Source organism: Streptomyces sp. CA-142005, from assembly GCF_050942335.1.
GTDB lineage: Bacteria > Actinomycetota > Actinomycetes > Streptomycetales > Streptomycetaceae > Streptomyces.
Genome location: NZ_CP192078.1, coordinates 7,399,622 through 7,422,775, shown reverse-complemented (window position 1 = coordinate 7,422,775; position 23,154 = coordinate 7,399,622). Strand labels below are relative to the sequence as shown.

Sequence of the window (23,154 nt, the reverse complement as noted above, 5' to 3'; positions counted from 1 at the left end):
GCCTCCGCCTCCGTGGCCGTCCGCTCGGCCGCCGACGCTCGCCGGGCCGGTGCCGGGTCCGCTCACCGGGCCCGTCGGGGTCTCAGATGCCACGGAGGCGGCGGGCCGTGGCCGGTGCGGCCGCGGCCCGTTCGGCGAGCCGGCCGACGAGGAGGCGTACGACGTCGACGACGGCGGCCTGCCCGGCGGCGTCCACGAAGTACACCTGGCGCCGGCCCTCGCGACGGGAGCGGACGAGCCCGGCGAGCTTCAGCTTGGTCAGGTGCTGGCTGACGGCGGGCAGCGCGCCGCCGACCCGCTCGGCGAGCCCGGTGACGTCGCTCTCCCCCTGGATCAGCGCCCAGACGATGTGCAGCCGGGCGGGTGAGGCGAGCAGTCCGAAGGCGGCGGCCGCCTCGGTGAGCACCTCGGCGGAGGGGTCCTGGTAGCCGGTGCCGGACACTGTCGCCACTGTCGCCTTCCCTCCGCGTCGCGCTGTGTTCGGTCTGTTCCGTCTCTGTGCGGGGACTCAGTCTAGGTCGGCAGGAACTTCCCGGCGGTCCCGGGAGTTTCCACGGTGCTGGAGTTTCTGCGGTGTTGTAGAAGTCGCGGCCGGTGTGCCGGAAGACCCGGCCGTGGTTCACGAGTGACACGAGGAGTGCGCATGGCCCTGTGGGACCGCATCAAGGAGTCGGCGTCGCAGATGCAGACCCAGTTGGAGGCGAAGAAGAACGACCTGAAGAGCGGCGCGTTCCGCGATGCGAGCATGGCGATGTGCGCGCTCGTGGCGGCGGCGGACGGGACCGTGGATCCGTCGGAGCGGCAGCGGGTGGCCCAGCTCATCGCCACGAACGAGGTGTTGCAGAACTTCCCGGCGGACGACCTCAGGCGCCGCTTCGAGGAGAACCTGAACAAGCTGACGACCGACTTCGCCTTCGGCAAGGTGAGCGTGCTTCAGGAGATCGCCAAGGCGAAGAAGAAGCCGGCGGAGGCGCGGGCCGTGATCCAGATCGGCATCGTGATCGGCGGCGCGGACGGCGACTTCGACAAGACGGAGCAGGCCGTGGTGCGCGAGGCGTGCTACACGCTGGACCTGCCGCCGCACGAGTTCGACCTCTGAGCCCACGGGTCCGCGCCCCTTCGGAACATGCGGCGCGGGTGCTCCCGGTGTCCCGGGGCACCCGCGCCGGCGTCCACGCGGCCGTACCTGGCGGAGCGGACGTCAGGCGAGACCGGCGGACTTCAGCCAGGCCTGAGCCACGTCCAGCGGGTCCTTGTTCTGGGCCTGCACCTGGGTGTCCAGGTCCAGCAGAGTCGCGGTGTCGAGCTTGGCCGAGACCGCGTTGAGCGCGTCGACGCCCTTCTGGGACAGGGCGCTCTTGTAGACGAGCGGCTGGACGTTCTCGAAGCCGAAGAGGTTCTTCGGGTCCTGCAGGACGACGAACTTCTCCTTGGAGATGGTCGGGTCCGTGGTGAAGATGTCCGCGACCTGCACGGCGTTCTTCTTCAGCGCGGCCTGGGTGAGCGGGCCGCCCGCGTCCAGCGCCTTGAAGGACTTGAACTGCAGGCCGTAGACCGACTTCAGGCCCACCAGGCCCTGCTGCCGGGTCTGGAACTCCGGCGAGGCGCCGATGACCAGGTCCTTGGCGATGTCCTTGAGGTCGGCGATGGTCGACTTCTCGGTGAGGTGGTACTTCTTCGCGGTGGCCGCGTTGACCGTGACCGAGTCCTTGTCCTCGGCCGGCGAGGGTTTGAGCAGGGTCAGCTTGGAGTCCAGCTTGGCCTCGATGGCCGTGGTGGTGGCGTCGGCCGTCTTCGGCGTGGCCTTCGGGTCGAGGTAGGCCAGCAGCGCGCCGTTGTACTCGGGCAGCACCGAGAGGGAGCCGTTCTTGATCAGCCCGTAGGTGGTCTCCCGGCTGCCGATGTTCGGCTTGTAACTGACCTTGATTCCCTTGGCCTTGAGGGCCTCGCCGTAGATGTCGGCGAGCAGGGTGCTCTCGGGGAAGTTGTTGGATCCGACGACCACGGTGTCGCCGCTCGCCTTGCTGTCCGTCAACGGATTGCCGCCGGACTTGTCGTTGGAGGAACAGCCCGCCAGCAGAGCCGTCGCCGCCGCGAGGGCGACCACCGCCGCGCCTCGGTTCCTCCGGATGGACCTGCTGATGCGGTTGGTGGAAGTCACTCACCGATCCAATCCAGCCGGTTCTCGGTCAGTCAAGGGGCTCCGGATCACCGATTGGCCTCGATCTGTGGTCAGTTGCGACGCGCCCGTGCAGCGCAGGCTCATCGGTGCCCCTGGGGCCCTCCCCGGCGCCGGTCGTGGCCCTCGGCGCCCGGGAGCCCGGCCGGTCGACCTCAGCCGCTGCGCCGTACCCCCGCCGAGACCGTGATCCGGGAGGCGGCCCAGAACACCACGAGGGTGGTCAGGGCGAGTCCGGCGACCAGGGTGGCGCCGCCCACCACCTTCTCGTAGTCCTTCTGGTAGAGACCGTCGATGATGTAGCGGCCGAGTCCGCCGAGGCTGACGTAGGCGGCGATGGTGGCGGTGGATACGATCTGGATGGCCGCCGTGCGCAGGCCGCTCAGGATGAGGGGGAGCGCGACGGGCAGCTCGACCTGGAACAGCACCCGCGCCTCGGGCATGCCCATGCCCCGGGCGGCGTCCACGGGCGAGGGGTCGACGGAGCGGATCGCCTCGTAGGTGGTGACCAGGATCGGCGGTACGGCGAGCACGACCAGCGGGATCATCACCGGCAGCAGACCGAATCCGATCCAGATGAACATCAGGACCAGGAGACCGAAGCTGGGCAGGGCCCGGCCCGCCGTGGCGATCAGCGCGAGGGCGTTGCCGCCGCGGCCGTAGTGGCCGGTGACCAGGCCGACGGGCAGTCCGATCAGCGCGGCGAACAGCAGTGCTTCCAGGGAGTACTTCACGTGCTCGGCGAGCCGGGTGGGGATGCCGTCGTAGCCGTGCCAGTGGGCGCTGTCGCCGAAGAAGGCGTGCGCGAAGTTCAGGACGTTCACCGGGAGGCACCCTTCCTCGGCATCCAGGGGGTGAGGAGGCGGCGGACGAGGACCAGCAGCGCGTCGGCGAGGATGCCGAGCAGCGCGGTCGTCAGCACCGAGTTCACGGCCAGGGCGGGCCGGTGGTACGTGGTGGCGTCGTTGAGCATGTTGCCCAGCGCGCCCTGGTTGCCGATGAGCATGCCGACGCTGACCAGCGAGAGGCTGGAGACCACGGCCACCCGCAGGCCCGCGATGATCGCGGGGGCGGCGATGGGCAACTGGACCTGGAGATAGCGGCGTACGGGCCCGAAGCCCATGGCCTGCGCGGCGGCCAGGGTCTCCGGCGGCACCGAGCGGACGCCGTCCACAATGCCCGGCACCAGCACCACCAGGCTGTAGACCGCGAGCGGGATCATCACCGTCGTCTCGCTCTGCCCGAAGTAGTCGATGAGCACGACGAAGAAGGCCAGCGACGGGATGGAGTACAGCACGGTGGTGATGCCGAGGACGGGCGGGTAGACCCAGCGGAAGCGTACGCAGAGCTGGGCCACGGGCAGCGCGACGAGCAGCGCGGCCAGCACCGGCAGCAGGCCCTCGCGCACATGCAGGCCGACGAGCCCGAGGTAGCTGTGCTGGAGGTCGCTCGGGAGGTCGAAGAAGCCGTTCATCGGGCGGCCTTGAGGTCGGCGTCGCCGTCCGTGCCCTGGCCCGGTGGGGCGCCGGTGTCGTTCGCAGCGGCGCCGGGTGCGGCATCGGTGTCGTCCGCAGCCGCGCCGGGTGCGGCATCGGTGTCGTCCGCGGGCCGGGCGCGCCCGGTGCCGGTGCCGCCGTCCGCGACCCGGCTGTGGGCGGCGCGGATGGCCTCGCCGATGACCTGCTGGGAGACGACACCCACGGCGCGTCCCTCGCCGTCCACGGCGACGGCCCAGCCGGTCGGCGAGAGCACCGCCCCGTCGAGCGCGGTGCGCAGCGAGTCCTTGCCGGGTACGAACGGCCGCCCGTGGTCGAGGAGTTGCCCCGGGTCGACGGCCCCGGCGGTGAGCCGGCCCGGCTCGCTCCAGCCGAGGGGTCTGCCGTCGGGGTCGGTGACGAGGAGGTAGGCGGCGTCGGCGCGGGCGGCGAGCCGGTCGGCGTCGGCGTCGACGCCCACGATCGGCCCGGTCTCGAGCTCCAGGCCGGTGGAGGGGAAGAAGGACAGCCGGCGGATGCCGCGGTCGGCGCCGAGGAAGTCCTCCACGAAGGCGTCGGCGGGGGCGCTGAGCAGGTCGGCGGGCGGGGCGAACTGGGCGAGCCGGCCGCCGGTGCGCAGCACGGCGACCATCGTGCCGAGCTTGATCGCCTCGTCGATGTCGTGCGTGACGAAGACGATGGTCTTGCCCAACTCGTCCTGAATGCGGAGCAGTTCGTCCTGGAGTCCCTTGCGTACCACGGGGTCGACGGCGGAGAACGGCTCGTCCATCAGCAGCACCGGCGGATCGGCGGCGAGGGCCCGGGCCACGCCGACGCGCTGCTGCTGGCCGCCGGAGAGCTGGTACGGGTACCGCTTGGCGAGCCCGGCGTCGAGCCCCACCCGCTCCATCAGCTCGGCGGCTCGCGCGCGGGCCTTCTGCTTGCTCCAGCCGAGCAGCCGGGGCACGGTGGCGATGTTGTCGAGGATGGTGCGGTGCTGGAAGAGTCCGGCGTTCTGGATGACGTACCCCATCGAGCGGCGCAGGGTGTTGACCGGCTGCTGCCGGATGTCCGTGCCGTCGAGGAGGATGCTGCCCTCGGTGGGCTCCACCATCCGGTTGATCATCCGCAGGGTCGTCGTCTTGCCGCAGCCGGAGGGCCCGACGAGTACGGTGATCGCGCGGTCCGGTATCTCCAGCGACAGCCGGTCGACCGCGACCGTGCCGTCGGGATACCGCTTCGTGACTGACTCTATCCGTATCAAAACGCCGAATACCCTTCGGGTTTGGCGGATTTCCGCCCGCTTTCGGCCACGGTCGTCGATGCGCAGGCCGTTGCGGGGAGAGTCTAGACCGCAAATGTTGCGGCGCTTTGGCGGGCGAACAACCGGCTAGGCCGCCACCGGCAGCCCCGGCGTGCGGACCACACCGCGTGCGGCGTCGACCGCGAACACCTCGCAGCCGGGCCGGGCGGCGGCCCAGGCCGGGCCGTCGGCGCCCAGCGCGAAGGCGGCCGTGGCGGTCGCGTCCGCCTCGGTCAGGGTGGGGGCCACCACGGTGAGGCTGAGCAGCCCGGTCGCGGGGCGTCCGGTGCGCCCGTCGACGATGTGGTCACCGCGCTCGTACCGACCGGAGGTCGCCACCGCCGCGTCGGTGACCGCCAGCACGGCACAGAGCCGGTCGGCCTGTTCCGGATGCCGTATCCCGATCCGCCACGGCCCGCCGGACGCGACCACGTCACCGCCCGCGTTGAGGCAGAACCGGCGCGCGCCGGCCGCCGCCAGCAGCCCGGCCGCCCGCTGCACCGACCAGCCCTTGACCACCGCGCAGGGATCGAAGCCCCGGCCGGGCAGCCGTACGTCGAAGGCACCGCCGGTCGCGGCCCGGTACCGCTCGCACAGGCCGAGGATCTCGGTGAGGTCCGCGCTCACCTCGGCGTCCGCCAGTTCCCCGCGCCCGTACCGGGACACCTCGCTGCTGGTCCTGAACGGGCTGAAGCGGGCGTCCACTTGGCGCAGCCAGGCGAAGACCTCGTCCGCGGCCGCGCCGAAGTCGCCCTCGTCGTCGATCCGCAGCGAGACCGGAAACCCCATGACGTGCTCGACACGCCGCACGTCAGGAGCCCTTGGCGTCGAGCGCGGCCTGGAGGGACGCCCGGTACCCCTGGCTCGTGATCGTGGCCCCGGACACCGAGTCGATGTGGGCGCTCTGCGCCTTGAGCGTCTCCGCGATCAGCTCCGGTACGGCCCACCGGGTCTGTGGATGGTGCGGCGCCTGCAGCATCCGCACGGAGGCGATCCGGTCGCCCCGGAAGGTCACCTCCACCTGGAAGACGCCCTTCGTGGTGCTCACCGCGGTGCCCGGCACCACCCTCGAGGAGGACGGCATGGAGGTCGGCGTCGCCGCGGGCTGTGCGGTCTCGACGGTCCCGGTCGACGGGTGGTAACGCCACACCGGGATCAGACCGGCGACGGTCAGGACGAAGACGGGAATGGCTCGCTTCACGGTCGGACGCCCTCTCTCAGCCGGCGAGGCTGAAGCGCTCGAAGTGGATCTGCCGCTTGGGTACGCCCAGGTCGGCCAGGCTGCGCAGCACGGCGGTCATCATGCCGGGCGGCCCGCACAGGAAGACGTCCCGCTCGCCGATGTCGGGGACGAGCCGCGACAGCTCGCTCGGGGCGAGCTTGTCCGGGGCGATCGGTCCGGTCACCAGGTGCAGTTCGGCGCCCTTGGTGAGGGCGAGGTCGCTCAGCTCGTCGTAGAGGACGGCGTCGCGGTCGGCTGCCACCCGGTAGATGACGACGGCGTGGCCCTGAAGGTCCTCCAGCAGTGCCCGGATGGGTGTGACGCCGACGCCGCCGGCGATCAGCACGGACTCCGGGCGGGTGCGGTGCAGCGTGGTGAAGGCGCCGTAGGGGCCCTCGGCGAAGACGCGGGTGCCGGGCTTGAGGTGCCGCAGCGCGGCGCTGCCGTCGCCGGACGCCTTGGCGGTGAGGCGCAGGGTGCGGCCGTCGGGGGCGGCGGACAGGGAGAACGGGTTGGCCTGCCACCAGCGGTCCCGGGTGAGGAACCGCCACAGGAAGAACTGGCCGGCCCGCGCGGGCAGCCGGTCCAGGTCGCGGCCGGTGACATAGACGGAGACGACGTCGTCGGACTCGGGTACGACCGCCGAGACCCGCAGCCGGTGCCGCAGGTTGCGCCACAGCGGCAGCACCAGCCGGCCCAGGAACACCGAGCCGAGGGCGCAGCCCCACACCGTGTACCAGTACGTCCGCGCGACGGGCGAGGAGGTGAAGGTCGTACCGGCCGCGACCTGGTGGGTGAAGGCGAGGACCACGGCGGCGTAGGTGTACAGGTGGATGAAGTGCCAGGTCTCGTAGGCGAGTCGGCGGCGTGCCCAGCGGGCCGAGACGGCGCCGACCACGACGATCAGCGTGAGCGCGACGATCGCGCGCAGCACGCCCTCGACCGTCTCGGCGAGGTTCACGAGCTGGTTCACCGGGTCCATCGAGGACGCCTGGGCGTAGCCGAAGGTGATGAACACGGCGTGCGTGAGCAGGGTCCACAGGATGCCGAAGCCGGTGCGGCGGTGCCAGGAGGTCAGCCGGTCCATGCCGATCCGGCGGTCCAGCCAGGGCAGCCGGGCCACCAGCAGCAATTGGAAGGCCATGAGGAGGGCGCCGCTCAGGCCGGCGAGGCGGCCCAGCACGATCAGCGTGTTCGAGGCGAATCCGGCCTGGACGAAGAACCAGGCCGTGGCGGCCGCGTTGACGGCCAGCAGGGCGTACAGGCCGGTGCGGGCCACGACCCGGGGGCGGATCGTCGTGGGAGGTGCGGGACGTGTCTGGAGGGTCGTCACGGACACAGCTCCTTGATCGGGTCCTGGATGACGAGCTTCGCCCGTGGTTGCTGTCGTTTGCCTGTCGGACGACTGTCACTCGAGTATCGATGCGGCCCGTGGGGCGCGGCAGCCCGGGCGGGGCCGAACGGGTGCACGAAGACGGGCGGGTGCGGAGGGCACGCCTGCTGGTCGCGCACGGCGGCCCACCGGCCGGGGTCCGCCAAGCTCGGGCCGGGCCACGCGTCCTGGACCTGATGCCGGCCGACGTGGACGGCTTCGGCTGCTGGGCCGGCTGCGCCGCTCGGGGACGATGGTGTCGGCCCTGTTCCTCACCGCGCGCGACGGCGTCGCCGGCCGGGTCGCGGGCTCCGGCGCTGCACGTGCCCCGTCCTCCAGCGGACGGTGCTGCGGCTCGCCGACCTGGCCCTGGAGGAGCACACCCAGGGAGTCCGGCCTTGGCGGACGCTTGCGGCGGCATGCTCCGTCCGCCCGGGGAGGACGCCTCGACGGCGTTCACGCTGCGGCCGCCGGTGACCGCGGCTCCCCGAAGGTGTGCGGGGCTCCATGCAACCTTCCGCGGGCGGTCGGCCGGCGGGCCGCTGCGCCCTACGGTGAGACGCCCTGCCGGCTGTGGGTCCGGCAGGCCATCGCGGCGACGTCGTCCTCCGCGTGCCGCGCGTCCGTACGGCTGAGGATGGTGTCCAGAACGTCGTCCAGGCACTCCCCGCCGGGGAGGCGGCCCGTGGCCAGCCGCTCCAGGGACCGGTCGATGTCCTCGCCCCGGCGCTCCACCAGTCCGTCGGTGAACAGCACGAGCGTCTCCCCCGCGGCCAGCGGGTGCGTGGCCATCTCATAGCCACCGAGCCCGGTGCCCAACGGCGGTCCGACGGGGACCGGCACGATGGAGGTTTCGCCGCCCATCGCGATGCGCACCGGCGGCAGATGGCCCGCGCTGGCCAGCGTGACCTGGTGGCGCCCGGGGTCGACGCGGGCGAGCAGGCAGGTGGCGGGCCTGAGCTCCGCCTCCCGGGAGGCGATGTCGTCCATCTGCCGCAGCACCCGGTGCGGGGGAAGGTCGGCGGAGGCGATGTAGCGCAGGGAGGAACGGTAGACGTTCATGTCGACGGCGGCCTCCAGGCCGTGGCCCATCACGTCACCGACGACCAGCAGGGTCCGCCCGAAGTGCAGCCGTACGGTCTCGCACCAGTCGCCGCCGACCAGCACGCCGCCGCCGGCCGGCAGATAGCGGACGGCGATGTCGAGGTTGGGATGCGGGCGGCCGGGCTCGGCGAGCAGGGCCCGCTGCAGATCGCCGGCGGTGCGGTTGATGCTCGCGTAGGCGCGGGCGTGCCGGATGTGGGAGGCGGCGCGCTCGGCGAGCATGGTGAGCAGTTCGGCTTCGGCGCGGCGCAGCGGCTGCCCGGAGCGGGCCCACACGAGAATGCCGTACCTGTCCGTGCCGCTGGTCAGCGGCGCGCACAGCCCTACCCGGGTCGGGGTGGCGCCCGCGTACTCCAGCCAGGGCTCCGGCTGTGCGTCGAGCGCCGGTGTCTCCGCCTCGCGGGCCGCCGCGGTGGCCCACCGGACGTCGGGCAGCGCGTCGGCGTCCCCGGTGATCGCCTCGTATCCGGACATGGCCTGGCCCGTCCGGCGCATCACGGCGGCCGTGCCACCGGCCAGGCGTACGGCCTGCCGGGTCAGCTCGGCGCAGATCCTGTCCTCGTCGAGGGTGGTACCGATCCCGGCCAGCGCCTCCCGCAGCACGCCGAGCGGCGCGCCGGCCGCCATGGCACCGGTGGCCGGCAGGCCCTCCGAGGAGCCCTCGGCCGCCGCGAGCTCCTCGGACCGCGCGGATGTCGCCGTCGCCTCGTGCCCGCCGTCGTCCTCGCGGTGGCGACCGCTGTCGGCGGGCACAGGCCTGCGGCGGGACTGGATCCAGCGCGCCACACCCAACACCCTCACAGAATCTCAAACCGGAGCGAGTGGGGCACCAGCCTCATCCGTCCCAGCGCCCTCGGCAGGCCCAGCACAGGCCTCGAGTCGCACTCCGGTGCCCGATGGCGTTCATCTTCGACCGGGCGAGCCCTGCCGAGGACGTCTTCTGCCGGATCCGGAGTGTCGACCGACCGAGGAGGGAGTCAGTCCTCGGCCGGCGTCAGCCGCAGGGAGATCGAGTTGATGCAGTAGCGCTGGTCGGTCGGGGTCGGATACCCCTCCCCCTCGAAGACGTGCCCCAGGTGGGAGCCGCAGCGGGCACAGCGCACCTCGGTGCGGACCATGCCGTGGGAACGGTCCTCGACCAGCTCCACCGCGTCGGTGTCCTTCGGGTCGTAGAAGGACGGCCAGCCGCAGTGCGACGCGAACTTCGTGTCGGAGGTGAAGAGTTCGGCGCCGCAGGCCCGGCAGGAGTAGACACCCTTGGTCTTGGTGTCGGTGTACTCACCGGTGAAGGCCGGCTCGGTGGCGGCCTGGCGGAGCACGGCGTACTCGGCGGGGTTCAGCTCCGCGCGCCACTGCTCGTCCGGCTTCTCGACGTCGTACGACATGAGCCTCAGCCCCTTTTACTGCGACAGGCGGTCCAGGATCAGCGGGCCCAGGTCTGTCACGTCGCCCGCGCCCATGGTGAGAACGAGATCGCCGGGCTTGGCCATTCCCGCGATCACCGAGGGGATCCCGTCCTTGTCGTGCACGGCGGTGACGTCGGCGCCGGCGGCGCGCGCGGCCTCGATGATCAGCTCGCTGGTCACGCCCGGGATCGGGTCCTCGCGGGCCGGGTAGATGTCGAGCACCACGGAGGCGTCGGCGAGGGCGAGGGCCTGGCCCATCTCCTTGCCCAGCTCCTGGGTGCGGGAGAACAGGTGCGGCTGGAAGACGACGAGGATGCGGGAGTCGCCGGCGGCGGCGCGCATGGCCTCCAGGTCGGCGGTCATCTCGGTGGGGTGGTGGGCGTAGGAGTCGATGACCTGCACCCCGGCGGCCTCGCCCTTGAGCTGCAGGCGCCGCTTGACGCCGGTGTAGGCGGCGAGCGCGGGCGCCAGTTCGGCGGCCGGGATGCCGAGGGCGGCACCGGCGGTGAGCGCGGCGACGGCGTTGAGGGCGTAGTGGCGGCCGGGCACGGAGACCGTGAAGGTCAGCTCCTGCTCGTCCAGGACCACGGTGACCTGGCTCTTCAGCCCCTGCGGGACGATCGACAGCACCCGTACGCCGGCGTCCTCGGCCTCGCCGTACGTCACCGTCCGCACCGACCCGGCCAGTCGCCGAGTCAGCTCCCGCGCGCCCTCGTGGTCGGCGGAGATCACCAGGGTGCCGCCGGGGACGATCTTCCCGGCGAAGGTCTCGAAGGACTCGTAGATCTCGTCCATCGAGGCGTAGTTGGCGTGGTGGTCCAGCTCGACGTTGAGGACGATGGCGACCTCGGGCGCGTACTTGTGGAAGCTGCGGTCCGATTCGTCCGCCTCGGCGACGAAGATGTCGCCCTCGCCGTGCAGCGCGTTGGAGCCGGGCGCGTCCAGGTCGCCGCCGATGGCGTACGACGGCTTCAGGCCCAGCTCGGTGAGGGAGACGGCCAGCATCGAGGTGGTCGTCGTCTTGCCGTGGGTGCCGGCCACGGCGATCGGGCGCAGCCCCTCCATCAGCGCGGCGAGGGCGTCGGAGCGGTGCACCACCGGGATGCCCAGCTCGGCCGCGCGGGCCAGCTCGGGGTTGTCCTGGCGGATCGCCGAGGACACCACGACACAGCTCGCGTCGTCGGCGAGGTGCTCGGCGGCGTGCCCGATGTGCACGGTCACGCCGAGCGCCCGCAGCGCCTCGGCGGTCGCCGACTCCTTGGCGTCGCTGCCGGCCACCTCGGCCCCGCGCTGCGCGAGAATCTTGGCGATCCCCGACATCCCGGCGCCGCCGATGCCGATGAAGTGCGGTCGGTCCATGGCGGTAGGAAGGCCGGGTGCCATGTGGTTCTCCCCAGAGACGGTACGTGCGAGCGGCCCTAGCCTATGCGCTGAAGCACCGGGCTCGTGGCAGCGAGGGCAAGGCCGCCGGCATGAGGGGCGCGTGTCCGTGTCGATGTACAGTTCCGCCGCGCGGGCGCGAGCGACCACGACGCACCGGCGCCCGCGAACGCACCGCAACCCCCGACGGCGCTCGTCGGCCGGACCAGCGGAGCGTCTACGCCTTGCTGTGCGAGAACAGCTTCAGCACCGGCACCCCTACCTTGTGCCGCGCCCGGGAGGCCCAGTCCCGGTGGAAGAACTCCTCCACGTAGTGGGGGTCGGTGAGCACGATCACCTCGTCCGCCTTCACCTCGGCGACCAGGGACTTCAGCGCATCCAGCGGATGGTCCTCCACCATCTGCCCCGCCGCCTGGCTCCCGGCGGCCCGCAGCGCCTGCACCGACACGTCCAGGGCCTGCTGTCCGACGCTCCTGGCGTCCTCGCCCTCGGGTGTCTCGTGTTCGCGGACCGCCTCGTCGAGCTCGCCGAGCGCGATGTCGTCGATGGCCCGCAGCAGGCGGTCCGCCTGGTCGCCGCGCGGCTGGAGGAGCACATGGAAATCGACCGGCTCGTCCCCGTGCAAGGTGGTGACGAACTCCACGTCGGCGGACGTCAAAGCCTTCTCGATCATCAGAACGCTGGTGAACACAGAACGCCTCTTCTCCTCCGTGGGCCCCGAGCAGGCCCCTGCGGAAACCATCCTGCCTCGTGATCGCACGGGGTGTGCCGGACTAAGTCTGCCCCCCGGAAGCTAAACGGAACGACACATTCCGCCGATTTCAGGACCGCCGGTAGCGTCCGAACAGGAAACCGGCGTCTTCCAGCAGGGACACGAGTTCGAACCGGTGCGGCACGGCGACCGCCGGCCCCCCGCCGATGCGCTGCGCGTCGCCCGCGGTGAGCATCGGCGACAGGGTCAGGCACAGCTCGTCCAGCACCTCGGCGGCGACCAGCTGGCCGAGCAGCCGGGGACCGCCCTCGGTGAGCATCCGGATGTGGCCGAGGCCGGCCAGGGCGCGCACCGCCCGCACTGGGTCGATGCCGCTGCCCTCGCCGGCGATCACCACCTTGGCGCCGGCCTTCTCGGCGGCGGCGACCCGGTCGGGGGCGGCCGCGGATCCGGTCAGGACCAGCGTGGGCACCAGGGGCGAGGTGAACAGCGGGAGCGAGAAGTCCAGGTCCAGGCTCGCGGTGACGACCGCGATCGCCGGCGCCGGGCCCTGTCCGGCGGCCTCCCGGGCCTCGGCGAACTCGGCACGCGCGCGTGCGGGCCGGTACCCCTCCTGGCGCACCGTTTCCGCGCCCACGACGATCACGTCCGCGAGCGCCCGCAGCGTGCCGAAGATCCGCATGTCGGCGGCGCTGGAGATGGGCTGGGAACGCCCCTCGTGCTGGGCGGCGCCGTCGAGCGTGGAGACCATGTTGGCCCGCAGCCACGGCCGCGGGGCGCCCGGCGGCTCCGGGTAGACGTAGGCGGCGGCCAGCTCGGCGAGGCTCCACTCGCGGTCGACGTGGGCGTCGTGGTCGGCGTGGGCGCCGAGGTCGGCGTGGGCGCCGATCTCACCGGGCGCATGGGCCACCCTTGTCCCGCCAACCCCCCTCGCCCCTTCCCTCTCGGCCGTCCCGCCGGAGGCCTGGGCTGCTGTTTCGTCGGTCACAGGGAACAGGCGTCGCATGTCGTGCAGTGTGACACGGCGCTTAGCATGGACAACCGTGTCGTCCTCCACCACCGCCCCCGGATCCAGCCCTCTGACCGACGCGGGCCCCCTGTCCCTGTGCGCCCGCGAGCCGCACGTGCCCGCGGACCGGCTGGTCGCCGAGATGGTCCCGCCCCCGCGCTTCGACTCGGTCCGCTTCTCGACCTACATACCGGACCCGAACCAGCCCAGCCAGAGCGAGGCCGTGAAGGTGCTCGAGGGCTTCGCGGGCGGACTCGGCGGGGCGCACGCCTCCGGCGCCGGCCGGCGCGGCTTCCTCGGCTTCGGCAGGGCCAAGGCGCCCAAGACCCCGGCCGGCCCGCGCGGTGTCTACCTGGACGGCGGCTACGGCGTCGGCAAGACCCATCTGCTCGCCTCCCTGTGGCACGCCACCCCGGCCGAGCCCGCGCTCAAGGCGTTCGGCACCTTCGTGGAGCTGACGAACCTGGTCGGCGCCCTCGGCTTCCAGCAGACCGTGCGGACCCTCTCCGGCCACCGCCTGCTGTGCATCGACGAGTTCGAGCTCGACGACCCGGGCGACACGGTCCTCGTGTCGACCCTGCTCGGCAAGCTGGTCGAGGCGGGCGTGGCGCTCGCCGCCACCTCCAACACGCTGCCGGGCAAGCTGGGCGAGGGCCGGTTCGCCGCCGCCGACTTCCTGCGCGAGATCCAGGGCCTGTCGGCCCACTTCCGCACCCTGCGCATCGACGGCGAGGACTACCGCCACCGCGGCCTGCCCGAGGCGCCGAAGCCCTTCACCGACGAAGAGGTGACGAAGGCGGCCTACGCCACCCCGGGCGCCTCGCTCGACGACTTCCCGCATCTGCTGGACCACCTGGCCAAGGTCCACCCGAGCCGGTACGGCGCGCTGACCGACGGCCTGCGGGCGGTGTGCCTCACCGACGTGCGACCGGTGCCGGACCAGTCGACGGCGCTGCGGCTCGTGGTGCTCGCGGACCGGCTCTACGACCGTGAGGTCCCGGTGCTGGCCTCGGGCCTGCCGTTCGACAAGCTGTTCAGCGAGGAGATGCTGAACGGCGGCTACCGCAAGAAGTACTTCCGCGCGATATCCCGGCTCACCGCGCTGGCCCGCGACGCGAAGGGGCTCGTCGGCTCCTAGTCAAGAGCGAGTTCGCGCCACGCGACCGGCACTTTTCACGCTCTCTTGCGCCCGTAACGCGTAGTTAACCCTGCAAACGACTTTGCAGGGTTAACGTGTTTCTTGACCAGCCATTGACCAATGCTTGGTGTGCGCGAGAGATGTGGGACGTCCGGGAGGAGGGCGCATGTTCCGAGGCAGGACGGCCCGGGCCGCACTCGCTGCCGTCGCCGTCGTCCTGCTCGCCCTGCTGTTCTCCGCCCCCGCGGATCCCTTCACATCTGCGCACACTCTCAGTGAAGCAACGGCCAAGGCCGAGACCGGAACCACGCCGCCCGAACAGCCGGTGCGCGACACGGCGGACCCGGTCCGCGGCCCCGCCTCCCGCTGCGCGCGGGAGCACCCGCTGATAACCGGCCGGGCAGCCGGTACCGGCCCCTCCCCCACGCCCGGCACCGCGCACGGCCCGGTCCCCAGAGCATCGGCACCCCACGCCCCGGCAGCACTTCAGGTCTTCCGCTGCTGACAGGCGCTCATCTCTCCCCCACAACCGTCGTTCAAGTCCGACGCGCCGCTCAGGCGCGCCAGGAGGAACCACATACATGCAGCCCCTCATCGACAACGCCCGTACCTTCGGACAGCGCCCTGAGGAGTTCGCCAAGCTCGCCGAAGGCCAGTCCCCGCAGGTCCTGTTCATCACCTGCTCCGATTCCCGGGTCGTCCCGGCCCTGATCACGGGCGCCCGCCCCGGCGAGCTCTTCGAGCTGCGCACCGCGGGCAACATCGTCCCGCCCCACACCTCGCAGCACCCCACCAGCGAGGCCGCCACCATCGAGTACGCCGTCGAGGTGCTCGGCGTCCGCGACATCGTCGTCTGCGGTCACTCGCACTGCGGTGCCGTCGGCGCCCTGGTGCGCGGCGACGACCTGACCGCCGTACCCGCCGTGCGCGACTGGCTCGCGCACGCCACCCCGCGCCCGGCCGGCCAGGCCGAGGACCCGGAGGTCGCCGAGGGCGTGCAGGCCCATGTGCTGACCCAGTTGCTCCGGCTGCGCTCCTACCCCTGCGTCGAGCGCAAGCTGGCGGAGGGTCAACTCGGCCTGCACGCCTGGTACTACGAGGTGCACACCGGCGCCGTACGGGCGCACCGCCCGCAGACCGACACCTTCGAGTCCCTGTGAGCGCGCCGATGACCAGCAAGAACCTCATATCCCGGTTTCCGTACCTGCGGCAGGACTTCACCGCCTCCCTCGTCGTCTTCCTGGTCGCGCTGCCGCTGTGCGTGGGCGTGGCCGTCGCCTCCGGGGTCCCGGCCGAACTCGGCCTGGTCACCGGCATCGTGGGCGGCCTCGTCACCGGGCTGATGCGCGGCAGCAGCCTGCAGGTGTCGGGGCCGGCGGCCGGCCTGACCGTGCTCGTCTTCGAGGCGGTCCAGGAGTTCGGGCTGCCGGCACTCGGCGTGATCGTGCTCGCCTCCGGACTCCTCCAGGTGGCCATGGGCCTGCTGAGGCTGGGCCGCTGGTTCCGCGCCATCTCGGTCTCCGTCGTCGAGGGCATGCTGGCCGGAATCGGACTGGTGCTCATCGCCGGGCAGTTGTATCCGGCGCTGGCCGCCAAGGCCCCCGATTCCGGCCTGGGCAAGATCGCCGGGCTGCCCGGGGCGTTCCTGGACGCCCTCGGCGACGGCAGGGCGGTGGCCTCGCTCGCGGTGTGCGCGGGCACGGTCGCGGTGCTGCTGCTGTGGAAGCACGTCCCGGCGAAGCTGCGGACGCTGCCCGGTCCGCTGGCCGCGGTCGGCCTCGCCACGGTGGCCGCGTTCGCGCTGCACCTGCCGGTGGCCATGGTCGAGGTGCGGGGTCTGCTGGGCTCGGTCCAGCCGCCGCCACTGAGCGCGTTCGGCGAACTGGCGAGTGCCGGGCTGCTCGGCACGATCGTCGCCTTCACGCTGATCGCCTCCGCCGAGTCGCTGTTCAGCGCGGCGGCCGTGGACCGGCTGCACTCCGGACCGCGCACCCAGTACGACCGCGAGCTGGTCGCGCAGGGCGCCGGCAACACGGTGTGCGGGCTGCTGGGCGCGCTGCCGATGACCGCGGTGATCGTGCGCAGCGCGGCCAACGTCCAGGCGGGCGCCCGTACCAAGGCCTCCCGCGTCCTGCACGGCGTGTGGCTGCTGCTGTTCGCCGCGCTGCTGCCGGACGTGCTCGCCCACATCCCGGTCCCGGCGCTCGCGGGCATCCTGATCCACTCGGGCGCCAAGCTGGTCCCGGTCCGGGCGCTGACCGTGCTGTGGCGCGAGCATCGGGGCGAGGCACTGATCCTCGCGGTGACGGCGGTCTCGATCGTGGCGGTCAGCATGTTCGAGGGCGTGCTGATCGGCCTGGCGATGGCGGTGGTCAAGACCGCCTGGCAGGCCTCGCACGTCAAGCTGGAGGTCGTCGACAAGGGGGCGGGCCCGGTCGGCGCGTATCTCTCGGGCAACGCGACCTTCCTGCGGCTGCCGAAGATCCTGGACAGCCTGGAGTCGCTGCCCCAGGACCGCCCGGTCCGCCTGGACCTGTCCGGCCTGCACCATCTGGACCACGCCTGCCGCACGGCCCTGGAGAACTGGGCCGAGCGGCACAGCGCGGCGGGGACGGAACCGGTGAGGGTCACGACGCCGGCCCGCTGACGGCCGCTGTCTCCGGGCCGGGGCGCCGACGCCCCTCGGCACCCCGGCCCGGTCCCCGGCTTATGGCTTCCGCCCCACCCCGGGCATATGGTTACAGCAGCGGACGAAATCGGACCTCTCCGTGAGGAGGTCACCATGCTCCAGGAGCTGCTGGGCGCCGTGGCGGCGGCGGGTTCGGTCGCCGTGGTCTACCTGGCGATGGCGGCGCGGATCGTCAAGCAGTACGAACGAGGCGTGCTCTTCCGCCTCGGCCGGGTGGTGGGAGGCGAACGCGAGCCCGGCCTGACCCTGGTGATCCCCTTCGTGGACCGGCTGCACAAGGTCAACATGCAGATCGTCACGATGCCGATCCCGGCCCAGGAGGGCATCACCCGCGACAACGTCACCGTCCGGGTGGACGCCGTCGTCTACTTCCGCGTGGTCGACGCGGCGAGCGCCCTGGTGAAGGTCGAGGACTACAAGTTCGCGGTGTCGCAGATGGCCCAGACGTCGCTGCGGTCGATCATCGGCAAGAGCGACCTGGACGACCTGCTCTCCAACCGCGAGAAACTCAACGAGGGCCTGGAGCTGATGATCGACAGCCCGGCCGTGGGCTGGGGCATCCAGGTCGACCGGGTGGAGATCAAGGACGTCTCCCTGCCGGACACGATGAAGCGGTCCATGGCCCGCCAGGCCGAGGCGGACCGGGAGCGCCGGGCCCGGATCATCAACGCGGACGCCGAGTACCAGGCCTCCAAGAAGCTGGCCGAGGCGGCCCAGCAGATGGCCGACACCCCGGCCGCCCTCCAGCTCAGGCTGCTGCAGACCGTGATGGCGGTGTCCGCCGAGAAGAACTCCACGCTGGTCCTGCCCATCCCGGTGGAGCTGCTGCACTTCCTGGAGCGGGGCAACCAGCAGACCGCGCCGAACGGTGACGGGGAACTCCGCCTGGAAAAGGGTGCACGGCAGCCCGTGCCGGACGAGGACGGAGAGCTCCCCTCCGGATAACGTGCCGGGCATGCGCAGGAGCTGGGTGATCGCCGTGGCCGCGATGGCCTTCGCCGCGGGCTGCGGGGACGGTGCCGGACCGGCCACCGCGCCCTCCCCGGGCGGAGCCCGCCGGCTGACCGTCACCAGCACGGCCTACGCCGACGGCGGCACCGTCCCGCGCCGGTACACCTGCGACGGCCCCGACGTCTCGCCTCCGCTGGCCGTCACCGGCGTACCCGCGCGGACGTCCTCCCTGGCCCTGCTGCTGCGGGACTCGGACGCCCCGCACGGCACGTTCACGCACTGGCTGGTGTGGGGCATCGACCCGCACACCACGCGGCTGGCCGCGGGGGAGCACCCGCGGGCGGCGCGCGAGGGCCGCAACGACTTCGGGAGGACCGGGTACAGCGGTCCCTGCCCGCCGCGCGGTGACCGGCCGCACCGCTATGTCCTCACGGTGTACGCCGTCGACCGGCGTGTGTCGCTCGGCGCGGGAGTCTCGTCGGCGGATCTGCTGAAGGCGATTTCCGGGCACACGTCGGCTGTGGGCACGTTGACGGGACGGTACGGACGGGGGTAGTGCCGCAGAGGGAAAGGGTGACCGTGGCCAAGAAGAACGGCAAGGACCTCAGGGAGTCGCTGCGTCTGCCGCCCGGTGAGCCGGTCGACCTCGCCGCGTACGACACCCGGGCCACGCCCGGTGCCCCCGGCGGGAAGAAGGCGGCCCTGCGGGACACCGCGCCCATGGGAAAGCGGCTCGCCGAGCTCCAGGTGCGGCTGTGGGCGGCGAGTACGGCCGGGGACCGGCGGCGGGTGCTGGTGGTGCTCCAGGGGATGGACACCAGCGGCAAGGGCGGCACGGTCAAGCACGTCATCGGCCGGCTCAACCCGGCCGGCTGCCGGATCCAGGCGTTCAAGGCTCCCACCGAGGAGGAACGGCGGCACGACTTCCTGTGGCGGGTGCGCCCGGCCCTGCCCCGGCCGGGCGAGATCGGCATCTTCGACCGCTCGCACTACGAGGACGTCCTCATCGCCCGGGTCCGGCATCTCGCCCGCCCCGCCGAGATCGGCAGCCGCTACGGCCTCGTCAACGACTTCGAGCGGTCCCTCGCCGAGGACGGCGTGACCGTGATCAAGTGCTTCCTGCACATCTCCCGCGAGGAGCAGAAGCGCCGGCTGCTGCGCCGCCTGGACCGCCCGGACAAGCACTGGAAGTTCGATCCGGTCGACATCGACGAGCGCGCGCTGTGGCCCGCCTACCAGGAGGCCTACCAGCTGGCGCTGGAGCGCTGCGCGGCGCCGTACGCGCCCTGGTACCTGGTGCCGGCGGACCGCAAGTGGTACCGGAACTGGGCGATCAGCCGTCTGCTGCTGGAGCATCTGGAGGAGCTGGACCCGCAGTACCCGAAGGGCGACTTCGACGTGGCCGAGTGCCGGGAGCGGCTGCTGAAGGAGGCGTAGCCGGGTACCCGGCGGCCATGCGCGAACAACGGCAGGTCACCGACTCGTACTGGCTCCGGACCGCACCGGGGCCGTCCCGTCCCCCGCTGAGCGAGGACCTGGACGTGGATGCGGCCGTCGTCGGCGCCGGCATCGCCGGGCTGAGCACCGCGCACGAACTGGCCCGGGCCGGGCTGCGGGTGGCGGTGCTGGAGGCCGGGCGGGCGGCCGCCGGGGTCACCGGATACACCACGGCCAAGCTGACCGCCCAGCACACCCTCGTCTACGACCGGCTGCGGCGCACCCGCGGACCCGAGGGGGCGCGGCTGTACGCCCGCTCGCAGTCGGAGGCGATCGAGCACGCGGCGGCGCTGGTGGCCGAGCTGGGCATCGAGTGCGAGTGGGAGACCCGGGACGCGTACACCTACGTGCGGGACCCCTCGCGCGCGGACGAGGTGCGGGCGGAGGCCGAGGCGGCGCGGGAGGCGGGGCTGCCGGCCGCGTTCACGACGGAGACCGGGCTGCCGTTCCCGGTGGCGGGCGCGGTCCGGGTGACGGGGCAGGCGCAGTTCCATCCGGTGAAGTACCTGCGGGCGATCACCGAGGATCTCCTGGCGCGGGGCGGCCTGCTGTACGAGGGGACACGGGTCGTCGGGCTGCAGGAGGGCGGAGAGCCCTGCCGGCTGACGACCGAGGCGGGCCACACGGTCACCGCCCGGGACGTCGTGATCGCCACCCACTACCCGGTGTTCGACCGGGCGCTGCTGTTCGCCCGGCTCTCCCCGCGCCGGGAACTGGTCGTCGCGGGCCCGCTGGGCGAGGGCGCCGACCCGGAGGGCATGTACATCACGCCGGAGGAGAACACCCGCTCGGTGCGCACGGCGCCGTACGGTGCCGACGGGCAGCGGCTGCTGGTCGTCACCGGCGAGCACTTCACGCCCGGCACCGGCGATGTGCGGGCCGGCTTCGACGGCCTCGCCGCCTGGGCCGAGGAGCACTTCCCGGGGGTGGCCCTGGACCACGCGTGGGCCACCCAGGACAACGACTCCACCGACACCGTGCCGCTGGTCGGTCCCTTCCACCCGGGCGCCCGGCACACCTATGTCGCCACCGGTTTCGGCGGCTGGGGGCTGAGCGGCGGCATCATGGCCGGGCTGCTGCTGACCGCGCTGATCACCGGGCGGGACCGCGCCTGGCGCGAGCTGTACGACCCGCGGCGGCTGAAGTCGGTGGTGCGCGAGGCGCCGTCGTTGCTGAAGACGCAGGCGGAGGTCGCTCGGCACTTCGTCGGCGACCGGCTGAAACCGCCTGCCTCGGTGGACGGCCTGGCGCCCGGCGACGGTGCGGTGGTCCGGGCGGGCGGCGGCCGGCTCGCGGTGCACCGGGACGAGGAGGGCGCCCTGCACGCGGTCTCGGCCCGCTGCACCCACCTGGGCTGTCTGGTCGCCTTCAATCGGGCCGAACGCGCCTGGGAGTGCCCCTGCCACGGCTCGCGCTTCGACGTCGACGGCACGGTGATCCAGGGCCCGGCGGTACGGCCGCTGGAGCCGCGTGGCCTGTGAGGTTCCCGCGATCCCGGCGGCCCCACCGCGGCTCGCCGCCGCGCGGGTGCCGGTGCCGCCGCGTCACCGGCACGTCGTATCACCGCCGTCTGCGTCCTGGGCGTGGCTCTCGGGGCCTGTGGCGGCGCGGGGCCCGTCGGCCATGGCCGTCAGGTCCCTGGCGAGGCCGCCGTCCCCGCCGCCCCGTCCGTCTCGCGTCCGCCCGTGCCGGCCCCCTTCGACGCCGGCATGACCGCCGGCCAGGGGCCGCGCGCCGCCCGCCGGCGAACACTTCGACAACCCAGACCTCATCGCCACCCTGCGCGTACTGAAGGTGCCGGCGACGATCTTCATGACCGGCCGCTGGACTCCTACAGCCACTGCGCGTTCACCGACGACCGCCACGGCGAGGCCGGCGGACACCGCTGGCCGTCCTACGCTGGAGGCATGAGCGACGAGGACTACTGCACGGTCGTCCCGGCGGCGAAACCGCCCGAGGCCGACGGCCCGCCGTACGCCGAGTGTGTGCTGTGCCGGGAGCCGACGGAGTACCCGGAGTCGTACAAGGGCATCACGCTCTGCCCTCGCTGCGAGTGGCTGGAGGCGCAGCGCACCGCCTGCTCGGGGTGACCGGCTCGCTCAGGGCGCCCGGCGGGCGGTGAGCCGGGCCGCCGCTGCGAAGGCCGCGGCCGTGAGCAGGACCGCCCCGGCCAGTGGCAGCAGCGGCACCGGCGCGTGGCCGGTCCGCGAACCGGTGACCAGGCCCTGGACGGCGGCCTGCGCCGGGGAGCCGGTGAGCACCACCGCCAGCAGCGCGCCGAGCAGCATCGCGGGCACCGCGCGGCCGGTGGAACGCAGCAGCGGCCGGTTGGTGAGCGCGCCGACGGCCGCTCCGAGCAGCGCGCAGGTGAGCGTGGCCGGCAGTCCGGCCGCACCCGCCCGCAGCAGGGGTACGGGCACCCGGTGCCCGTTGCTCGCCGGATCGCTGATCAGCGTCACCACCGCGGTCGCCACCACCCCGAGCGCCACCGAGGCGAGCAGCGCCGTCAGCAGACAGGCCAGGTGCGCCCGGGCGGGGCCGCGCGCGGCGGCGACACAGGCGCGGGCCGCGTCCGGCTCGCCGGTGACACAGATCCGCACCAGCCAGGCGGCCACCGGGAGCAGACCGGCGGCGGTGTAGCCGAGCGAGTCGAGGACGGGCTGGCCGCTCTGCACGCCGATCCCGAGGAACACGGCGTACAGGATCACCGGCGGCAGCCAGCGCTGGGAGCGCACCAGCAGGTCGGCCTGGTAGCGCAGGAGTGCGGTCATGGGCGGCTTTCGGGGTTCGGTACGGGATCGACCGGGGGCGGGCTGACGCTCACGACGTGCCAGGGCGGGCGGGCTGTGAGCAGGGTGCGCAGGACGACGTCGGAGTGGGAGGCGGGCACGGCGAGGCGGTGGACACCGGGAGCGGTCTCCTCGGCGAAGGCGGCGGTCCGGGCCGCGTCGGGCGGCAGCTGCCCGCCGGCCGGTCCGCGGACGGTGACGAGGGTGAGCGGCCCCTCCGGTGAACTCCCCTGGTCCGTACGACGCTTGAGGCCGCCGTCCAGCAGCGTGTACGTCGCGTCCGGCGCCCCGGCCAGCCGGCGCGGGTCGTGGTCCACGAACACCACGGCACCCCCGGCGGCGGTGCGCTCGGCCACGGCCCGCTCCAGCTCGGCCCGCGCCGCCGCGTCCAGTCCGGTCCAGGCCTCGTCCAGCACCAGCAGCTCCGGCTCGCCGAGCAGGGCCTGCGCGACCGCCACCTTCTGGCTGCTGCCCTTGGACAGCCGCGCCATGGGCGTGCCGGCGCACGCCGCCGCGCCGAAGCGCTCCAGCCAGGTGCCCGCGGCACTGTGTGCCGTCCGGCGGCTCAGGCCGTGCACCGTGCCGAGGTGGGTGAGGTAGCCGAGGGCGGTGAAGGGGAGGGCGGAGGGGAAGCGTTCGGGGACGTACGCGGTGCGGGGGCGGCCGGTGACACGGCCCTCCGTCGGCGCGTCCAGCCGGGCGAGGAGGCGCAGCAGGGTGGACTTTCCGGTGCCGTTCGCTCCGTCTACGCGGGTGAGGGTTCCGGGCGTGACGGTGAGGTCGACGCCTCTTAACACCCAGGGGCCGCGGATGCCGTAGCGGCGGCCTACGGCGGTCAGTCGCAGGTCACGTTGCATGCGGATATTTTGTCCGGTCTCGCCGCAGGACCTGATCGGCCTGTCGGCCCGCGGGCGCCCCCCTTTAAGGT

25 protein-coding genes and 1 pseudogene are annotated in these 23,154 nt (G+C 72.7%); 11 read left to right on the top strand and 15 right to left on the bottom strand.

The genetic code is table 11. The features are described 5' to 3' along the window. Positions 1-82: 82 nt before the first annotated feature. A complete protein-coding gene (locus tag ACQPXS_RS34525; RefSeq protein WP_433453315.1) occupies positions 83-451 on the bottom strand; it encodes an ArsR/SmtB family transcription factor in 369 nt (122 codons plus the stop codon). A gap of 192 nt (positions 452-643) precedes the next feature. On the opposite strand from ACQPXS_RS34525, the gene ACQPXS_RS34520 reads away from it, so the two are divergent. Beyond that, positions 644-1,099, top strand: a complete 456-nt coding sequence (locus ACQPXS_RS34520; protein WP_351806638.1) for a tellurite resistance TerB family protein — start codon at positions 644-646, stop codon at positions 1,097-1,099. A 102-nt stretch (positions 1,100-1,201) separates the two neighbouring features. On the opposite strand, the gene ACQPXS_RS34515 is transcribed toward ACQPXS_RS34520, so the two are convergent. From ACQPXS_RS34515 to ACQPXS_RS34460, 12 genes are all read right to left on the bottom strand, one after another. After that, positions 1,202-2,161, bottom strand: coding sequence for an ABC transporter substrate-binding protein (locus ACQPXS_RS34515; RefSeq protein ID WP_351806640.1), 960 nt, complete (start codon positions 2,159-2,161; stop codon positions 1,202-1,204). A gap of 173 nt (positions 2,162-2,334) precedes the next feature. Beyond that, positions 2,335-3,003: an ABC transporter permease gene (locus ACQPXS_RS34510; RefSeq protein WP_351806642.1), complete on the bottom strand. Its 669-nt coding sequence runs from the start codon at positions 3,001-3,003 to the stop codon at positions 2,335-2,337. Continuing rightward, complete coding sequence (locus tag ACQPXS_RS34505; protein WP_351806644.1) at positions 3,000-3,653, bottom strand: ABC transporter permease; 654 nt, start codon at positions 3,651-3,653, stop codon at positions 3,000-3,002. The genes ACQPXS_RS34510 and ACQPXS_RS34505 overlap by 4 nt, the downstream gene beginning before the upstream one ends. Continuing rightward, the gene (locus ACQPXS_RS34500; protein WP_433453312.1) at positions 3,650-4,918 is read right to left on the bottom strand and encodes an ABC transporter ATP-binding protein; all 1,269 of its coding nucleotides are present in this window, start codon (positions 4,916-4,918) and stop codon (positions 3,650-3,652) included. The genes ACQPXS_RS34505 and ACQPXS_RS34500 overlap by 4 nt, the downstream gene beginning before the upstream one ends. 126 nt (positions 4,919-5,044) lie before the next feature. Further along, positions 5,045-5,767 carry an FAD:protein FMN transferase gene (locus tag ACQPXS_RS34495; protein WP_433453310.1) on the bottom strand — a complete coding sequence of 241 codons (723 nt, stop codon included), beginning with the start codon at positions 5,765-5,767 and terminating at the stop codon, positions 5,045-5,047. A 1-nt stretch (position 5,768) separates the two neighbouring features. Beyond that, positions 5,769-6,158: an FMN-binding protein gene (locus ACQPXS_RS34490; protein ID WP_433453309.1), complete on the bottom strand. Its 390-nt coding sequence runs from the start codon at positions 6,156-6,158 to the stop codon at positions 5,769-5,771. A 16-nt stretch (positions 6,159-6,174) separates the two neighbouring features. Next, complete coding sequence (locus ACQPXS_RS34485) at positions 6,175-7,512, bottom strand: ferredoxin reductase family protein (protein WP_433453308.1); 1,338 nt, start codon at positions 7,510-7,512, stop codon at positions 6,175-6,177. 588 nt (positions 7,513-8,100) lie between these two features. Beyond that, on the bottom strand, positions 8,101-9,441 hold the full coding sequence (locus ACQPXS_RS34480; RefSeq protein WP_433453306.1) for a PP2C family protein-serine/threonine phosphatase: 1,341 nt from the start codon (positions 9,439-9,441) through the stop codon (positions 8,101-8,103). A 191-nt stretch (positions 9,442-9,632) separates the two neighbouring features. Beyond that, the gene (msrB, locus tag ACQPXS_RS34475; RefSeq protein WP_351806655.1) at positions 9,633-10,040 is read right to left on the bottom strand and encodes a peptide-methionine (R)-S-oxide reductase MsrB; all 408 of its coding nucleotides are present in this window, start codon (positions 10,038-10,040) and stop codon (positions 9,633-9,635) included. 15 nt (positions 10,041-10,055) lie between these two features. After that, entirely contained in the window at positions 10,056-11,444 is a 1,389-nt protein-coding gene (gene murC, locus ACQPXS_RS34470) for a UDP-N-acetylmuramate--L-alanine ligase (protein ID WP_433453303.1), read from the bottom strand. Between the two features lie 214 nt (positions 11,445-11,658). After that, positions 11,659-12,132, bottom strand: a complete 474-nt coding sequence (locus ACQPXS_RS34465; protein ID WP_351806659.1) for an indole-3-glycerol phosphate synthase — start codon at positions 12,130-12,132, stop codon at positions 11,659-11,661. A 130-nt stretch (positions 12,133-12,262) separates the two neighbouring features. Continuing rightward, entirely contained in the window at positions 12,263-13,159 is an 897-nt protein-coding gene (locus ACQPXS_RS34460; RefSeq protein WP_433453302.1) for a pyrimidine reductase family protein, read from the bottom strand. Positions 13,160-13,196: 37 nt separating this feature from the next. Between ACQPXS_RS34460 and zapE the strand changes: the two genes are divergently transcribed. The 10 genes and pseudogenes from zapE (at position 13,197) to ACQPXS_RS34410 (ending at position 21,527) form a co-directional block, all read left to right on the top strand. Further along, a complete protein-coding gene (gene zapE / locus ACQPXS_RS34455) occupies positions 13,197-14,300 on the top strand; it encodes a cell division protein ZapE (protein ID WP_351806663.1) in 1,104 nt (367 codons plus the stop codon). 166 nt (positions 14,301-14,466) lie between these two features. Continuing rightward, the gene (locus tag ACQPXS_RS34450; RefSeq protein WP_433453300.1) at positions 14,467-14,805 is read left to right on the top strand and encodes a hypothetical protein; all 339 of its coding nucleotides are present in this window, start codon (positions 14,467-14,469) and stop codon (positions 14,803-14,805) included. Between the two features lie 76 nt (positions 14,806-14,881). Continuing rightward, positions 14,882-15,460: a carbonic anhydrase gene (locus tag ACQPXS_RS34445; RefSeq protein WP_365329217.1), complete on the top strand. Its 579-nt coding sequence runs from the start codon at positions 14,882-14,884 to the stop codon at positions 15,458-15,460. Between the two features lie 8 nt (positions 15,461-15,468). After that, complete coding sequence (locus ACQPXS_RS34440; RefSeq protein ID WP_433453297.1) at positions 15,469-16,947, top strand: SulP family inorganic anion transporter; 1,479 nt, start codon at positions 15,469-15,471, stop codon at positions 16,945-16,947. Between the two features lie 135 nt (positions 16,948-17,082). Continuing rightward, positions 17,083-17,934, top strand: a complete 852-nt coding sequence (locus tag ACQPXS_RS34435) for a slipin family protein (RefSeq protein ID WP_433453296.1) — start codon at positions 17,083-17,085, stop codon at positions 17,932-17,934. A gap of 10 nt (positions 17,935-17,944) precedes the next feature. Beyond that, entirely contained in the window at positions 17,945-18,496 is a 552-nt protein-coding gene (locus ACQPXS_RS34430) for a YbhB/YbcL family Raf kinase inhibitor-like protein (protein ID WP_433453294.1), read from the top strand. Positions 18,497-18,519: 23 nt separating this feature from the next. Continuing rightward, positions 18,520-19,377, top strand: a complete 858-nt coding sequence (locus ACQPXS_RS34425) for a PPK2 family polyphosphate kinase (RefSeq protein ID WP_351806675.1) — start codon at positions 18,520-18,522, stop codon at positions 19,375-19,377. A gap of 17 nt (positions 19,378-19,394) precedes the next feature. After that, positions 19,395-20,918 carry an FAD-dependent oxidoreductase gene (locus ACQPXS_RS34420; protein ID WP_433453292.1) on the top strand — a complete coding sequence of 508 codons (1,524 nt, stop codon included), beginning with the start codon at positions 19,395-19,397 and terminating at the stop codon, positions 20,916-20,918. Between the two features lie 78 nt (positions 20,919-20,996). Then, a pseudogene (locus ACQPXS_RS34415) lies at positions 20,997-21,264 on the top strand (polysaccharide deacetylase family protein); the annotation flags it as partial. A gap of 80 nt (positions 21,265-21,344) precedes the next feature. Beyond that, entirely contained in the window at positions 21,345-21,527 is a 183-nt protein-coding gene (locus tag ACQPXS_RS34410) for a hypothetical protein (RefSeq protein ID WP_433453291.1), read from the top strand. 9 nt (positions 21,528-21,536) lie between these two features. Here ACQPXS_RS34410 and ACQPXS_RS34405 read toward each other — a convergent pair whose 3' ends face one another. Continuing rightward, the gene (locus ACQPXS_RS34405) at positions 21,537-22,208 is read right to left on the bottom strand and encodes an ABC transporter (RefSeq protein WP_433453290.1); all 672 of its coding nucleotides are present in this window, start codon (positions 22,206-22,208) and stop codon (positions 21,537-21,539) included. After that, complete coding sequence (locus ACQPXS_RS34400) at positions 22,205-23,083, bottom strand: ABC transporter ATP-binding protein (protein ID WP_433453288.1); 879 nt, start codon at positions 23,081-23,083, stop codon at positions 22,205-22,207. The genes ACQPXS_RS34405 and ACQPXS_RS34400 overlap by 4 nt, the downstream gene beginning before the upstream one ends. Positions 23,084-23,154 lie beyond the last annotated feature (71 nt).